The following is a 16,678-nucleotide window of genomic DNA, read 5'->3' as shown; positions in this document are numbered from 1 at the left end:
GACTAAAGAAGAATTAAAAGTGCGAAATCTTAAATAAAATACATGTAATCTGTGTTTTTTAGTTTAAAATAACCTAAATAATGAAAATTTTTAGATCCTTTATTCTTGCTTTGTCATTACTAATGTCATGCATTAGTTATTCTCAAGAAACTTCTAAAGCAGTAATAAAAATGAATAAAGAAGTAGAAGATATTATAAGTTTAGGAAAAGATGCTATTATCGAATTAGCATTAAATTTAATTGATGAGGATGTAAGTGCTAAAGATTTTAGACAAACAAAAATAATGACTAATGGGAAAGAAATTTATGTGTCTTTTATAAATCCAATTAAGTTTTTACCAATAAATTCTAATTTTTATTTTGATGTAGGCGTAAATCTTTCATCAGGTGTAGTATATAAAAACTCAATTACAAATCCTCCAGAGTTTTCAAATGAAAAGAAGATTACATTTTATAAAGAAACTCCAATAATAAGGAAACATATTACTTTTGTTATAGAGTCAATTAATAATATAGATACTTCTGATTTAAATAATTTTGACGGCGAAATGATAATTCGAGAAAACAAAGAATTTTACGCTGTTAATGTAATTTCTAAATTACAGGAATCTTGGTATAAAGTTAAAAAAAAATCAGGAGAGAAATATGATGAAAATCATGCCCATCTAGAACCGCTTCCTTTTGAAACTGATGAAAAACCGAGATTTATAGAAATAAATTTCACTAGAAAATAAAAAATAATTGAAAGCGGATAAAGACACAATATCAAGTTTTACGATTTGTAAAGATTGCCAAGGGTTCGGTAAAAAAAACAAAAGAATACGTAATAATGTAAAACTTCGTTATCAAACAGCATCAGCTGCTTATGAAAAATCAGATAAGCAAGGAGCCGCTCCTGTTCGTCCTAAAGCGGTACAATATTCTTGCTTAAATTGTAATGGCTCAGGATTGTTAGAAGCAGATAAGCATCCTGTAGCAGATACAGAAAATTACCCTCACGTAGCTATAATTGGTGGTGGTATTGGTGGTGTAGCACTTGCTGTGGCGTGTTTGCATCGTGGAATTCCGTTTACACTTTATGAACGTGATGATAGTTTTAATTCGAGATCACAAGGTTACGGACTTACCTTACAACAAGCGAGCAATGCTATTAAAGGATTGGGTATTTTTAAACTGAAAGAAGGTGTTGTTTCAACAAAGCACATAGTTCATAACTCCGAAGGAAAAGTTATCGGAGAATGGGGGATGAGAAAATGGATGGATTCTGATGCTAAAACTTCCCCGAAACGAACAAATGTACATATAGCGCGACAATCTTTGCGATTCGAATTATTAGAGCAATTAGGAGATCATGAATCTGTAAAATGGGGACATCAATTAATTAATTTTAAGGATTCTGAAGATGATTTTATGGAATTGAGCTTTCAGGTTGATGGAAAAATAAAAAAAGCAAAGGCAGATTTAGTTGTTGGTGCTGACGGAATTCGTAGTTCGGTTCGTAAACTTTTAATAGGTGAGGATAATACGCCGCTGCGTTATTTAGGTTGTATTGTAATATTAGGTATTTGTCCGTTAAAAGATATTAAAAATGTTGATAACTCTTTGTTAGACTCTGCCACTGTATTTCAAACAGCGAATGGAAATGAACGCATTTACATGATGCCTTTTAAATCAGATTCGGTAATGTGGCAACTTAGTTTTCCGATGTCCGAAGAAGCTGCAAAACAGTTAAGCGAAAAAGGTACTAAAGCTCTTAAAGAAGAAGCTTGTCTTAGAACTCCGTGGCACAATCCTATTCCACAAATTTTAGAAGCTACAGATGAAAGTAATATTTCGGGATATCCGGTGTATGATAGAGAATTATTAAAACCAGAATTGTTATCCAAAGGAAAAAAAGTAACACTAATTGGTGATGCAGCACATCCTATGAGTCCGTTTAAAGGGCAAGGAGCTAATCAGGCATTGTTAGATGCCTTGGCATTGGCTAGAGAAATTTCAAAAGGATGCAGGCCTTTATCAGAATGGAGAAAAGATGGAATCAGAGAAAGTGTATTAAAAGTTTTTGAACCAGAAATGTTACAGCGTAGTGCATCAAAAGTAAAAGGATCTGCTGAGGCTGTAAAATTTTTACATTCAAATGCTGTACTTCAAGAAGCAAATGAACCAAGAGGTCGTCCTTTAAATAGAAAATAACACGAGTATTATTGTGATTAAAGAGGTTTTAGTTTTTGAATTAAAAAGTAGTCCTCACTAAATAAAAGAAGAAGAACGATAAGAGATAGTTCAATTCAAGTATATTGCATTCACAAACTAATATTATGAAATTAAATTTATTGTCTTGTGATGCTCAAAGACCAGATAAAAGAGCAATAGCTAATTGTATTAGTGAGATTTCATTTAATATTGATGCATCTCTAGCAAATGAACTTACAAGTATACTTTTAGAAGGTGATGCTGTAGATATTGAAATTGAAGATAAAAATTCAGGTTCTGCCTTAAGAATTTTACGAAAACTAAATATAGATTACGAAATTATAGCATAAATTAAGTTGTTATAAAATATAAAGACTGCATTACTTTATTAGTTATGATGTTTCTTTTATTTTAGTACTCTCGTCATTACGAGGAAGTATGACAAAGTAATCTGTAGACTTATATTGTAGGTTTTAGTTATAAAGAGCAATTTTTTTTACATTATTAGTAATTACGCTTACACTATTTAAGAGATAGAATTTATATATGTGATCGTTTTTTTATTAAAAATTGTAGCGCGTTCCACATTAACCACATGACCACATTCTTTTAGAATAACCAAAGAAGCATTTACATGTTTTTCAACCACATTTTTAATTGAAGGTAAAAATAAATGATCTTCATCACCCATAATATATAGCGTAGGTATTTCTAAATCTTTCATTCTAAACAATCGCAATAGCGGATTAATTTCAGCAGTTAATTTAAACCATCGTAAAAACTCCTTTTGATATAGTTTTTTCGCTTCGTTAACGAATAATAAGCGAGAGTTTTTATGATTTTTTTTAGGCATTATTATAAAAGCAAAAAGCTTATATAATAGCATATACGGAACTACAGATTTAAATAAATTACCAACAAAAATTAAAAAACGAGAGCGTAAATTAAATTTAATAATAGCGCCTCCCATAATCATACTACTTACTAAAGTTGGTTTCTTTTCGGCTAAATTACGTATTAAAATTGTACCCAAAGAAATGCCTACAAAATGCGATTTTTTAATTTGTAAATAATTAATAACTTCTAAAATATCTTCTGTAATAGCATCAAAAGTGTATTTTTTATTAAAAGTCGACTTTATAACAGATTTACTATCTCCGTGCCCGCGCAAATCTAAGATTAAAACATTAAAGTGTTTTTTGAAATCGCGAAGTTGTTTGTACCAAATAGCACTGCTTCCTCCAGCACCGTGTACAAATGTTACCCATTGATTAGATACAGCATGTTCGTAAGAGTAGTAGTTTAACAAGTTTTAAAAAATTTTAAATCCGAGCAAAAATAATTTAATTAATCAACTTTAGTTGTTAAAATGTTTAAGTAATTCACTTAATTATGTAAAAGAGCTATAATTTTTAAAAAGTAACAACTAATAAATGGTGTTTTAGGGGTAAATAAATAAACACTGCCTATCTTTGCAGTTGATTAAAAACTTCATAGATATTTAATATTATGGCAATGACAATGAAAACACAAGAAGATATTTTAGCGAAATTAAATATCTATGAGTTAAATGAAATGCAACAAAAAGCTATTTCAGTAATTGATACGAATGCAAATACCGTTATACTTTCACCAACAGGAACAGGAAAAACGTTAGGTTTTTTATTACCTACGTTAAAATTAATAGATTTTGAAAATAAAGAAATTCAAGCTTTAATTTTAGTACCATCAAGAGAATTAGCAATTCAGATAGAGCAGGTAATTCGCGAAATGGGAACCGGCTTAAAAGTAAATGCAGTGTATGGCGGTCGTTCGATGGCGAAAGATAAAATTGAATTAAAGCACACGCCAAGTATTTTAATTGGTACGCCAGGAAGAATTTTAGATCATTTTGCAAATGAACGTTTTTCTAAAGACAGCATAAAAACTTTAATTTTAGATGAGTTTGATAAATCGTTAGAAGTAGGTTTTGAATCTGAAATGAGAGGTATTATCAATCAATTACCAAACCTAAAAAAACGTATTTTAACATCAGCAACGCAAGAAACTGAAATTCCTGCATTTGTAGGTTTAAACAAACCTACGGTATTAAATTACTTAACAGGAAAAAAATCTAGACAATTAACGTTAAAAACAGTTGTTTCTCCTATAAAAAACAAAAATAAAACATTGGTTGATTTGTTGCAACATATAGGAAATCATCAAGGGATTATTTTTTGTAATTTAAAAGATAGCATCAATCACGTAAGTGAGTTCTTAACCAAAAATAAAATAGCGCATAGTTGTTTTTCAGGAGGAATGGAACAAAGAGATCGTGAACGTTCATTGATTAAATTCAGAAATGGTACTAGTCAAGTTTTAATTGCTACAGATTTAGCAGCAAGAGGAATTGATATTCCTGAAATGAAATATATTATTCATTACGAATTGCCAGAAAGAGTAGAAGAGTTTACCCATAGAAATGGTAGAACGGCAAGAGTAAATGCAAAAGGAACAGCATATATTTTAAAATGGCAAAAAGAAAATTTACCAGAATTTCTTGCTAACATTCCAAATACTGAGATCTCTCAGAAAGAAAAGTTAAAACCTCATTATTGGGAAACATTATTTATTTCTGGTGGAAGAAAAGATAAAATATCAAAAGGAGATATTGCAGGTTTATTCTTTAAAAAAGGAAACTTAACCAAAGAGCAATTAGGAGTTATTGAGTTAAAGCAAGATTGTGCTTTTATAGCAGTGCCTGTAAGTGACGCAAAAAAGTTAATAGAAGACTTAAATAATACTCGTTTAAAAAATAAAAAAGTACGTATTACATTGGCTTAAAAACTATAATTTTAATCAATAGAATAAAAATGAAAAAATTTTTCTCAATATTGTTATTTATTAGTGCTTTTACTAGTTGTTCAACCAAAGAAAAAACAGATAAAGAACTATTAGATATTGATAAAAAAGCGTTAGCGAAAAGTTTAGATTCATATAAAGTTTTTCCTTATAAATTTGGTAAAATATTAATAAGATCTTCCGTTGCAAAAGATACAATTTCAGCGGAATTTAAGTCTTTTAAAAAAGATATTGATAGGCTTTCTAAAAAGTTATTTAATCATAATATTAAATCTCCAGAAGAATTATCTTTTTTAGATTATCTATCAATATATCGTGATTATAAAAGGATGGAAGACTTTGTGATGAAAACAGATGAAGATTTGTTTCCGCCACTTTCAGATGTTTTTAATGTCGTTTATGGAGATTCGATAAGTAAAAACAGACCTTATTTAAAAGGTAAAGAAAAGCAAATAGTTGAAAATTTAGAGCACAGTGTTTTAAGCGCCATCGTTATTTTAAGCAAAGATTTAGGTAAAGAAGTTTCATTATATGAAAGCTCTAAAACGAAACCAGAGCTGCTGCCAGACACAGAAATGAAAACATTATTGCAATATTTTAGAGGTTTTTTGTTTTTTGAAAAAGGATTGTATTATTTATCAGAAGATGAAATATCAAGAAATATAAATTGGCTAAACAACAACAAGGATATTGACTTGCCTTATACTCGTGCAATGTTTAGTTGGGGTAATCTTACCAATGAGCAAACGCATATTGGTATTCATTCTTTAAATCATTTATTTAGAGCTTTTGATCGTTTAATGATGAATAGAGATATAGATGAAGAAAGAGCTTTAGCAGATTTTGAAATGTTTTTAAAAGACTCAAAAGAAATAGGTATAGACAATGAAGTTATCTGGTCTATAGAAACCTATTTATATTTGAAGAATGATGAAAATGATAAAGCAATAGCGTCATTAACTAAGCTTAAATCGAGCAATTTATTATCAGCAAAAGATAAAAATAGTATAGATGAATCTATCGAATACTTAAAAAATAAAAATACGGAGAGTGTTTTAAATGGATTTTACGATAAATATTTTTTGAGTAAAATAGCTACTAAATATATGTTTGCTGTTTTAGCTGAAGTTGATTGGAAATCGATAATGGAAGCACAAAATGTGCCACATACTGAAGAGATGTTTGCTGTTGTTGATAAGTTTACAGAAATGACAACCAATCTAAATAAATATACAACCACTGAAAGATTAAAGGAAGTAGGAGAGGGTATTAAAGATAAAGGAATAAGTCTTTTTGATAAAGCAAAACAATTGGTTGAATAACCATATTATAAAAATAATATTTAAATTATAATAAGCTAACTATATATAAAATTATAGTTAGCTTATTTTTTAGGTCATTATTTTTCACCGTTCAAAATTTCTTTAACAGCAGCTTGGTATTTCTTAGGATTCCCCGCTTTTTTAATCTTTTTATAAGTTTTCTGCGGATTCGTAAATGACTTAGAAAAATATTCCCAAAATCCTAACATCTTCATTTTTATAGGCGTTGGTCCAGATAAAGCAGCATCATATTGATGATATATTTCATTATGAAACTCGCCAAAACGTTGCCATCTATCTTTCGGATATTCGGTTGTGTTATCTTTAATCATTTGTGGTAAAAAAGGATCAGCAATTAAACCACGACCAATCATAAAGTGCGTAATACTCGGAAAACGTTCTTGCATAGCTTTAAAACCAGACACAGAAGTAATATCTCCGTTATAGTATAATTGATGTTTAGATACGTCAATACATTTCTGAAAAGCATCCAAATCAACGCCACCTTTGTATAATTGTTTTCCTATTCGAGCATGAATAGCAACATTTTTAAGCGGATATTTCTCTAAAATAGGGAAGGAGTGTAATATTTCTTCGCTGTTTTCATAGCCCATTCGCATTTTCATAGAAACTAAAATATCCGTTTCGTTATGCGCTTTATGTAAAACTTCGTCAATTCTAGCAGGATTACAAATTAATCCAGATCCCATTCCCGATTTTGTAACCATTGGATAAGGGCAACCTAAGTTCCAATTCAACTCTTTATAACCTAAACTTTGCACGTACTTTGCGACAAACAAAAACTCATCAGGATCGTTTGTAATTACTTGTGGAATTACCGTTAAAGTATCGTTGTTTTCGGGTAATAAATCACGCTCATAACTCGATTTAATCTTCATTTTTCCGTTTAAACGAATATATGGCGCGTAATAAGTATCAATACCACCAAAGTATTTATGCTGTGCATTTCTAAAACGAAAATCGGTAAAGCCTTGTAAAGGTGATGAAAGTAAAGTAAAACTCATAGTATGTAATAAGTTGCAAATATAACTCACTTATCGTTCATATTTTAAAGTTAAACTTTATACTTTTGAAATAGATAAATTGTAAATGAAAATAATTTTTAACTTCTTAAAGCTGCATAAATTAAAAGCTTTTATCGTGTTTTTTTTGATGCTAGCTTACTATTATTGTTTGCCTGAAAAACTATTTACAACGCCAACATCCACGGTTGTTACTGCAAAAAATAACGAATTGTTAGGTGCTATAATTGCTAGGGATGGTCAATGGCGTTTTCCTGAATTAGATTCGGTTCCAACAAAATTTGAACAATGTATTTTACAATTCGAAGATGCACATTTTTATAAACACTTCGGATTTAATCCAATATCAATAGGAAAAGCATTTGTAGAAAACATAAAAGCTAAAAAAGTAATTCGTGGCGGAAGTACACTTACGCAACAAGTAATTAGATTATCACGCAAAAATAAAGGCAGATCTTATCAAGAAAAAATAATAGAGTTGGTTTTGGCAACGCGATTAGAATTTCGGTTATCAAAAAAATCAATTTTAAACTTATATGCTTCTCACGCTCCTTTTGGAGGTAATGTAGTAGGTTTAGAAATGGCTTCTTGGCGTTACTTCGGCTTACAACCACATCAATTATCATGGGCAGAAACAGCTACTTTAGCAGTTTTGCCAAACGCACCTTCGTTAATTTATCCGGGTAAAAACCAACAAAAACTAAAAGAAAAACGAAACCGGTTACTTAAAAAATTATATAAAGAAACCATTATTGATACCGTTACTTATCAATTATCATTATTAGAAGAACTCCCACAAAAACCATATGCTTTACCAACTATTGCAACACATTTTGTACAAGAAGTAGCAAAAAAACACCAAGGAAAACACCTACAAAGTTCTATTGATATTCATTTACAAACACAAGTAAACAACTTAGTAAAACAACACTACTTGCGTCAAAAACAAAACGAAGTTTTTAATATGGCGGTGTTAGTTTTAGATGTTAAAACAAGAAAAGTATTAAGTTATGTAGGGAACTCACCAACAGATAAAGCACATCAAAAAGATGTAAATAACGTAATTTCTGCAAGAAGTACAGGGAGTACTTTAAAGCCATTTTTATACGCACAAATGTTACAATCGGGTGCAATTTTACCAACCCAATTAGTGGCAGATGTGCCTACTGAAATAGCGGGATACACACCTAAAAATTTCGATTTAACTTTTGATGGAGCTGTGCCAGCTAACCAGGCTTTAACCCGATCGTTAAATATTCCTGCGGTTCGGATGTTACAATCATACGGATTAGAAAAATTTAGAGCAGATTTAAAAGAATATTCGATTCAGGATATTAATAAATCGGCCGATTATTACGGATTGTCATTAATTTTAGGTGGGGCAGAAGCGAGCTTGTGGGATTTATGTAAAACTTTTGCTAGTTATGCCGGAGTTATAAATCATTATGAAGAAACAAAACATAATTACTATTCGAATGAATTTACAGAACCTAGCTATATAAAATCAGATAAAATAACTTTTGGTACCATTCAAGAAAACGAAACTCATATAGATACCGGAGTAGCTTTTACAACTTTAAATACGCTAACTGAAGTTAACAGACCATTTACCGATCAGGCTTGGAAATATTTTGATTCTTCTCAAAAAATAGGGTGGAAAACAGGTACTAGTTTTGGTAATAAAGATGCCTGGGCAATTGGTGTTACTCCGAAATACGTAGTTGGAGTTTGGATTGGTAATTCAGACGGTGAAGGAAGACCCGATTTAACAGGTGTTGGTAGTGCGGCACCGTTACTATTTAACGTTTTTGATGTGTTGCCTAAATCAGATTGGTTTTTAGAGCCATATGAAGATTTGGTTGAGGAAAGTATTTGTGAGAAAAGTGGCTATTTGGCATTGCCTATTTGTAAATCGGTTATAAAAAGAATACCCAAAAACGGAGTGAGAGCAAAACCTTGTCCGTATCACCAACAGATTACTGTTGACATTTCAGAGAATTTTCAGGTGAATTCTAATTGTGAATCGGTTATTAATATGAAAACAAAAACATGGTTTGTTTTACCTCCTTTAATGGCGCATTATTACCAACAAAAAAACGCAAGTTATAGTGTATTGCCAAACTTCCGAAATGATTGTAATAAGGAGCAAAATAATACGATGGATTTTGTGTTTCCAACAAAATACCGATCTAAAATATCGTTAACAAAAGGAGTAGATAATAAAGTAAATCCTGTAATATTAAAAGTTACACATGCCAATGCAGATGCTCTTTTATATTGGTATTTAAACGATGTTTTTATAGGTAAAACTTCTCAATATCACGAACAAGCAATTACACCTAAAACAGGAAATCACAAAATTATAGTAATTGATAATTTAGGAAATGAGAAAACACGATTATTAGAAATATTATAAATTAATTATTAGAAGCTATTTCCCGCTTTTCGCACTCGCTCTCTGCGAGGAGCTCAAACAATTGCTGCAATCGGGGCTAAGAATTTTATTAATTTTTAGACAGTTCTATTGCTTTATTGCAAACCGTTTTTTTCAATCGAACTCCAAAATCAGCCAATGTTTTAATTTCTTTAATTCCCGCTAATCGTTCTCTACCAATAATCAATAAGCCTTTTTTATTTCCTTCAATGTGGTAATATGTATTGCTTTCAAAAAACAACACAAGTTCATCGGTAAAGAATTTTTTTATTTCAGAAGCGTTTTTTCCCGAGAGATAAAATCGTTTAGAGAAATCAGGGTGATTAGCTATATTAATATCTTTAAAACCTGCAAAATGATATATATATTCGAAAATACCTTCTTTGTCCAATGTAAATTCAGGTGTGTGTTTTTCAATATCAATATACATCATAGTTACCTTAATAACCTGCTTTGCTATTAGTTCCCCTTCAGAAAATTCAACATCAAATAGAGAACAGTTTTCGTTTGATAATATATTTGATACTTTACTTATTTTTCGAGTTTTAAAGTAGCCAAAATGGGGAATTTCACTAACTTCTTCTTCAGGAATAGCTTCGTATTTCCAGCCTAACTCTGTACAGATACTTTGTAATGATTTTTGTCTTTTTGTTAAGGTGTTAGAATTGGTGTTTTCTTCAATTTGAACAGGATTATTTTTACGTAAAGCAAACGGATGTTCACTATTAGTTTTATATCCATCTAAACCAATTACTTCAAAATGCCCACCTTTTCTATTAAAACCTTCGGCATAATTATTAAGATTTTCCATTACTGAATGATCTATAAAATCACACAAAGAAAAATCGATAATAGCATCTTCATTTTCTGGTATTTGATCTAGTTTCGCTTTTAGTTTTGTGAAATTTAAAAAACTAGAAAAATTCTCGACAGAAACATAATATTTGTCATCTTCCTTAAACATTAAAACGTTAGGTTTTAATACGTTTTTAATGAAAAACATTAAGTTTTTATTGATGATAACATGAATAACAAATGTAATGAAAATCCCTGCTAAAATACCCGTAATTAAACTAGTAGCTATAGTAGTTAATAATGTAACTAAAAATATAATTAGTTGCTCTTTACCTATTTTAAATACTTTTTTAATGTTTTCTGGTGATGCTAACTTATAGCCAGTATAAACTAAAATTGCAGCCAATGCAGATAAAGGGATTTTACGTAATTCTGTTGCAAAAAGTAAAATAAAAATAACAAGAAAAACTGCATGAAAAAAGTTAGCAGATCGATTACTTCCTTTATTATTTACATTTACCGAGCTACGAGCAATTACTGTAACAACATTTAACCCTCCTAAAAAACCACTAATAACCGTTGCCAATCCTAAGGCACGAATGTCTTTATTTACGTTAGAACGTCGTTTTAAAGTGTCTAGTTTATCAACAGCTTTAATACTTAGTAAACTTTCTATACTTGCTATTAAAGTAATTGCAATTACTGCGTTTATAAACTCAAAACTATAGGTTTTGCCAAAATCTGGAAAAGCAAAATTAGATAAAACATCATCAGGCAAATTAATTAAGAGACTTTTATCTATAGGGTAGGCAGATGATGATAACAAATCGTAATAATAATACATACCAACACTTAAAACAACAATCCACATTGGCGCAGGAATTAACTGAAAATATTTATTACGTATTTTACTATAAAAAATCATTATTAGTAAACTAATAACACCTACCGAACCGGCATAAAAAACACTTAAGCTATCAGTTTGAATCAAATTTATGATTCCTTTAGGCATTTGTATTAATAAGTCGATGATACTTCCTTTGGCATCTAAATTACCCAGCATTACATGTATTTGCTTGGCAAAAATACCAATACCAATAGCAGCTAACATTCCTTGAATTGCCGACGAAGGAAAGAAATCACCTAATGACCCCATTCTAAGAAAACCGAGAATTACCATAATAGCCCCCGAAATAACAATAGCAGCCAAGGTATATAAATAACCTTGTTGCATATCACCAGCACCTAATGTTGTTATAGCGGCTAATACTACAACTACTAAGCCGTTACCAGGTCCTGTAATAGTTACATTCGCGCCACCTAAAAGCGCAACAACAACTCCACCTACAATTGCAGCAATAGCACCAGAAATTGGTGGTGCACCAGAAGCTAGTGCTAAACCAAAACCTAACGGTAAGGCAATTAATGATACGACAAAACCAGCAAATATATTTTGTGGTATTTCACTTAAAAATGTTTTAAAACCTTTTCCCATTTACTTTTTTACTTAACAATTAAAACATCAGTTGGTAATTCTGCTAAAATATATTCTAAATCATGTGGAAATATTCTATCCATGATTCCTGTTTTTTTAGGAGCACTCATAACCAATATATCGGCTCTTTTTACTTTTGCATAATGACCAATAGAATATCCTCTACGACCAAAAATACTTTGCGTTTTTACAGAAATATCGCTGGTGTCAATACATTGAAGCATTTTATTAACACGTTCATCTTCGCGTTTTTGCATTTGTTCTTTTAAATCTGTTGATTTACGTAAGGAAATATCGTCATTCACTTTTACATTTAATTCCGCCTGACTAATTTCTTCAACAATAGTAACTCTTTTACAGCCTAAATTTTTAGATAAATTAAAAGCAGCTTTAATTGTTTCTTCTGTTTTATGGTCTTGTAAACCGCTAACAACAATGTGTTTACAAGGAATTCTTTCTGTTGATGGTTTTATAAGTAGAAATACAGAGCAAGGAGCTTTACGAGTTAATTCTCTAGCAATAGAACCTACATAATACTTGTATAATTTTTCTTTTTGAAGTGCACCTAGTATTAATAAATCAACATTTTCTTGTTTTGTTGTTTTTAAAATTACATCAACAGGTTTACCTTCTTGCCAAATTACTTTTAATGGAAACTTTAATTCAGGAGCCTCTTTCAATAATTCATGCAATTGTTTTTCTTTTTCATCAGTTTTTTGTCCAACATGAACTCCAATTAACTGAGCTCCAAACATATTTGATAAACGGATTGTTTCAAATATGTTTGCTTTTAGGTTAGGAGAGAAAGCAATACCAATAAGTATATTTTTTGTCAAAGTATAATAATTTAAAACGCTCGAAGATATAATTTTCTTGTTGTTTAAAAAAAAATTACTTTTACACAAAACAGAATATTAGATGATTGAATTAGCAGGAATTGTAATACTAGGGATTTTAGCGCAATGGGTTGCTTGGAAATTTAAAATTCCGGCAATATTACCTTTAATTTTAATTGGACTATTTGTAGGGCCAATTGCTGCCAAATTTTTTAATGAAGATGGAAGTAAGTGGATTGAACCTATTTGGAACGGTACAAAAGGACTTTTTCCAGGCGAAGGATTGTACTATTTTGTTTCTTTAGCGATAAGTATTATTCTTTTTGAAGGTGGTTTAACGCTTCGTAGAGATGAAATTAAAAATATTGGGCCAGTAATAACCAAACTAATAACGATAGGATCTAGTATAACTTTTTTCGGAGCAGGTATTATAGCGCATTACCTTTTTAATTTGAGTTGGGAGTTATCTTTTCTGTTTTCAGGATTAATAATAGTAACAGGGCCTACAGTTATTACACCTATTTTAAGAAATATACCACTTAAAAAAGATGTATCAGCTGTTTTAAAATGGGAAGGGATTTTAATAGATCCTATTGGTGCTTTAGTGGCTGTATTGGTTTTTGAATTTATAAGTGTTGGTGGTGGAGCAGGTTTTACGCAAACAGCTTTATTAGAGTTCTTAAAGATTATTTTATTTGGTTCTACCTTCGGATTCACTTTTGCACACGCTTTAATATTTATCATCAATAAAAAATGGGTGCCACATTATTTATTAAATGTAGTTTCTTTATCAACAGTTCTTTTAGTGTTTGTGTTATCTGAATTATTTGCTCATGAATCAGGTCTTTTAGCTGTTGTAGTGATGGGGATGGTTTTAGGGAATAGTAAATTAAAAAACTTAAAGGAAATGCTTTATTTTAAAGAATCTTTAAGTGTGTTGTTAATTTCAATGTTATTTATTCTTTTAGCAGCGAATATGGACATTAACCAATTAATGTTGCTATATAGATGGGAAACCGCACTTCTTTTTGCATTAATAGTATTTGTTATAAGACCATTAGCCGTTTTTATAAGTACCTATAAATCGAATTTAAAAGTTAACGAAAAACTTTTTATAAGTTGGGTTGGGCCGAGGGGGATTGTAGCAGCGGGAATCGCATCCTTATTTGGAAGTAAGTTGATTAAATTAGGCGTTGAAGGTGCAGAATACATAACGCCACTTGTTTTTATGGTTGTTTTAGGAACTGTGTTGTTAAACGCAACTACGGCAAGGTTGTTTGCTAAAGTTATCGGTGTATTCTTAAAGCGATCTAATGCAATTATAATTATTGGAGCATCAGACTTAGCGCGCCTTATTGCCGTATATTTAAAGAATAATGATAGGAGGGTTATTCTAATAGATTCTAATAAAGATAATATAGAAATAGCTAAAAAACAAGGTTTAGAGTCTTTTGAAGTTAATGTTTATGACGATGAATTAGCAAATAATATAGAGTTGAACGATGTTGGATATTTGTTGGCTTTAACGGGAAGTGATTCGATAAATAAATATGCGATATCTAATTTCTCTCCTGTTTTTGGTGAACAAGGTGCGTATCGTTTGGTAAGCTCACAAGAAGTTCTTACAAAAGAGTATGAAGATAAAGATCAGTTATTTACCGTTAAAGATGATTATTTAAGCTTAATGGAAGCTTTAAGAGAGTTTCCTGAAATTCATGAAACACAAGTAAACTCTATTGACGAATATAAAGAGAAGATTACTAAAATTTACTCAGAATTAAAATCAATTCCGGTTTTTGTTAAAAATGCAAGTAATGAAATTTTATTAGTTGCCGAATTTGAAAAAAATGTAACGGTAATAGAAGATTGGAAACTAGTTTATATTGGTAAAGACTTAAAGATCTAACCCAAAGGTGGTCTTTAGTTTTTCTATAAGCGGGTTTTTCCCTTTTAACTTCTCATATTTTTCTTGAGGAGTATAAGCGAATTTTTTCTCAACAGTTTCATTAACGATAACTTCTATTTGAATACCGTAATTATTTAGTTTTTCACGTAAAAATCGGGTTAACTTAGATTTACCACGTTCTAATTGCGTTTTCATTAAGTCGTTCGGTAAAGAGAATATAATGCTAAAAGGTTTTCCTAATTGCGGCTCTCCAGAAGCTAATATAGCAGCAATACTGCGTTCACCAAGTTCTTGTAGTTTGAAATAATATTTTTTCCAAGCATCTTTTAACTCTTCATGAGTAAAAGGTGTTCTTGGATGATTTTCATAGCTTTCATCATCATCTGAAATAGCTTTAATCTCTTTTTTCTGATGAATACTTTTTAAAGATAAAGCTGAAGTACGACGCTTTATATTTTTTAAAATAGGTTTTGTTGGAAGTGGAGCTGTTGCTTTAACTACCACCTTTTCTACTTCAACCTTATTAAGAACTTTTGCTATTGGCGCTACTTTTGTTTTCTTTACAGATGGTGATAAAGAAGTAAAAAATGTAGCCGGAATTATGTAGTTGTTAGATTTTTTTTTTGCTCCATCAAAATTGATAGAGGCTATTTGCATTAAAGTTAATTCTACCAGCAGTCGTTGGTTTTTGCTTGCTCTATATTTTAAATCACAATCGTTAGCTTTATCAATTGCAGGCATTAAGAACTGCATATTCGCTTTTTTAGCCTGCTCTAAATATTTCTTTTTGGTAGTGTCACCAACTTCTAATAGAGGTATGGTAGCAACATCTTTGGCTACTAGTAAATCTCTAAAGTGAGATGCTAATCCATTTATAAAATGATGTCCTTCAAAACCTTTTCCTAAAACTTCGTTAAAAGCCATTAAGACTTGCGGAATTTTATTTTCTAATAATAAATCAGTAATGTTAAAATACACATCATAATCTAACACATTTAAGTTTTGTGTAACGGCTTCGCGAGTTAAATTACTTCCAGAGAAACTAACAACTCTATCGAAAATAGATAAAGCATCACGCATTGCTCCATCTGCTTTTTGAGCAATTACATGCAAAGCATCATCATCTGCAGTAATATTTTCTTTTACACAAATTGTTTTTAAATACTCTTTTGCATCTAAAACACCAATACGCTTAAAATCGAAAATCTGACAACGAGATAATATCGTTGGTATAATTTTATGTTTCTCGGTAGTTGCTAAAATAAAAATAGCATGTGCAGGCGGTTCCTCTAAAGTCTTTAAAAAAGCATTAAAGGCTGCTTGAGAAAGCATATGAACTTCATCAATAATATATACTTTATACTTTCCTGTTTGTGGCGGAATACGAACCTGATCGGTTAAACTACGAATGTCATCTACCGAATTATTTGATGCAGCATCTAATTCGAAAATATTAAAAGCAAAATCTTCATCATCTGTAGTTGCATCTTCTTGGTTAATGCGTTTTGCTAATATACGTGCGCACGATGTTTTACCAACTCCACGCGGACCTGTAAAAAGTAAAGCTTGGGCTAAATGGTCGTTTTTTATAGCGTTTTCTAACGTATTTGTTATGGCTTGTTGCCCAACTACATCTTCAAAAACTTGAGGACGATATTTACGTGCCGATACTATAAAATGCTCCATTAATCTTTACTTTTTATGCTAACAAAAATAGAAAAACAGCTTACAATTCACAAACTATTTTCTTAAGGAAAACCTAAAGTTGTAAACAATTGTAAAAAGTTGTTTTTTTATCCGACCAACTGTATAT

12 protein-coding genes are annotated in these 16,678 nt (G+C 30.7%); 7 read left to right on the top strand and 5 right to left on the bottom strand.

Going from position 1 to position 16,678, the window contains the following annotated elements:
* The first annotated feature begins 80 nt into the window (after positions 1 to 80).
* From ACQ629_RS02270 to ACQ629_RS02260, 3 genes are all read left to right on the top strand, one after another.
* Positions 81 to 734, top strand: coding sequence for a hypothetical protein (locus ACQ629_RS02270; protein WP_483706341.1), 654 nt, complete (start codon positions 81 to 83; stop codon positions 732 to 734).
* A 7-nt stretch (positions 735 to 741) separates the two neighbouring features.
* Positions 742 to 2,193, top strand: coding sequence for an FAD-dependent monooxygenase (locus ACQ629_RS02265; RefSeq protein ID WP_483706340.1), 1,452 nt, complete (start codon positions 742 to 744; stop codon positions 2,191 to 2,193).
* A 125-nt stretch (positions 2,194 to 2,318) separates the two neighbouring features.
* Positions 2,319 to 2,543 carry a hypothetical protein gene (locus ACQ629_RS02260; protein ID WP_483706339.1) on the top strand — a complete coding sequence of 75 codons (225 nt, stop codon included), beginning with the start codon at positions 2,319 to 2,321 and terminating at the stop codon, positions 2,541 to 2,543.
* A 176-nt stretch (positions 2,544 to 2,719) separates the two neighbouring features.
* On the opposite strand, the gene ACQ629_RS02255 is transcribed toward ACQ629_RS02260, so the two are convergent.
* Complete coding sequence (locus tag ACQ629_RS02255) at positions 2,720 to 3,502, bottom strand: alpha/beta fold hydrolase (RefSeq protein ID WP_483706338.1); 783 nt, start codon at positions 3,500 to 3,502, stop codon at positions 2,720 to 2,722.
* 200 nt (positions 3,503 to 3,702) lie between these two features.
* On the opposite strand from ACQ629_RS02255, the gene ACQ629_RS02250 reads away from it, so the two are divergent.
* Both ACQ629_RS02250 and ACQ629_RS02245 read left to right on the top strand, forming a co-directional pair.
* Positions 3,703 to 5,016, top strand: coding sequence for a DEAD/DEAH box helicase (locus ACQ629_RS02250; protein WP_483706337.1), 1,314 nt, complete (start codon positions 3,703 to 3,705; stop codon positions 5,014 to 5,016).
* Positions 5,017 to 5,045: 29 nt separating this feature from the next.
* A complete protein-coding gene (locus tag ACQ629_RS02245) occupies positions 5,046 to 6,356 on the top strand; it encodes a short-chain dehydrogenase (protein WP_483706336.1) in 1,311 nt (436 codons plus the stop codon).
* 77 nt (positions 6,357 to 6,433) lie between these two features.
* Here ACQ629_RS02245 and ACQ629_RS02240 read toward each other — a convergent pair whose 3' ends face one another.
* Positions 6,434 to 7,381 carry a tRNA dihydrouridine synthase gene (locus tag ACQ629_RS02240; RefSeq protein WP_483706335.1) on the bottom strand — a complete coding sequence of 316 codons (948 nt, stop codon included), beginning with the start codon at positions 7,379 to 7,381 and terminating at the stop codon, positions 6,434 to 6,436.
* A gap of 169 nt (positions 7,382 to 7,550) precedes the next feature.
* Between ACQ629_RS02240 and pbpC the strand changes: the two genes are divergently transcribed.
* Positions 7,551 to 9,815, top strand: a complete 2,265-nt coding sequence (gene pbpC, locus ACQ629_RS02235) for a penicillin-binding protein 1C (RefSeq protein ID WP_483706334.1) — start codon at positions 7,551 to 7,553, stop codon at positions 9,813 to 9,815.
* 88 nt (positions 9,816 to 9,903) lie between these two features.
* Here the strand turns inward: pbpC and ACQ629_RS02230 are convergent, their stop codons facing one another.
* Complete coding sequence (locus ACQ629_RS02230; RefSeq protein ID WP_483706333.1) at positions 9,904 to 12,123, bottom strand: SulP family inorganic anion transporter; 2,220 nt, start codon at positions 12,121 to 12,123, stop codon at positions 9,904 to 9,906.
* A gap of 8 nt (positions 12,124 to 12,131) precedes the next feature.
* Positions 12,132 to 12,959, bottom strand: a complete 828-nt coding sequence (locus ACQ629_RS02225) for a universal stress protein (protein WP_483706332.1) — start codon at positions 12,957 to 12,959, stop codon at positions 12,132 to 12,134.
* 82 nt (positions 12,960 to 13,041) lie between these two features.
* On the opposite strand from ACQ629_RS02225, the gene ACQ629_RS02220 reads away from it, so the two are divergent.
* A complete protein-coding gene (locus ACQ629_RS02220) occupies positions 13,042 to 14,865 on the top strand; it encodes a cation:proton antiporter (protein WP_483706331.1) in 1,824 nt (607 codons plus the stop codon).
* Here ACQ629_RS02220 and dnaX read toward each other — a convergent pair.
* The gene (dnaX, locus tag ACQ629_RS02215) at positions 14,854 to 16,551 is read right to left on the bottom strand and encodes a DNA polymerase III subunit gamma/tau (RefSeq protein WP_483706330.1); all 1,698 of its coding nucleotides are present in this window, start codon (positions 16,549 to 16,551) and stop codon (positions 14,854 to 14,856) included. The genes ACQ629_RS02220 and dnaX overlap by 12 nt on opposite strands.
* Positions 16,552 to 16,678: the final 127 nt, after the last annotated feature.

The sequence above is a fragment of the Tenacibaculum sp. SM2510 genome, from assembly GCF_057002845.1.
This window is presented reverse-complemented; position numbering and strand designations above follow the sequence as displayed.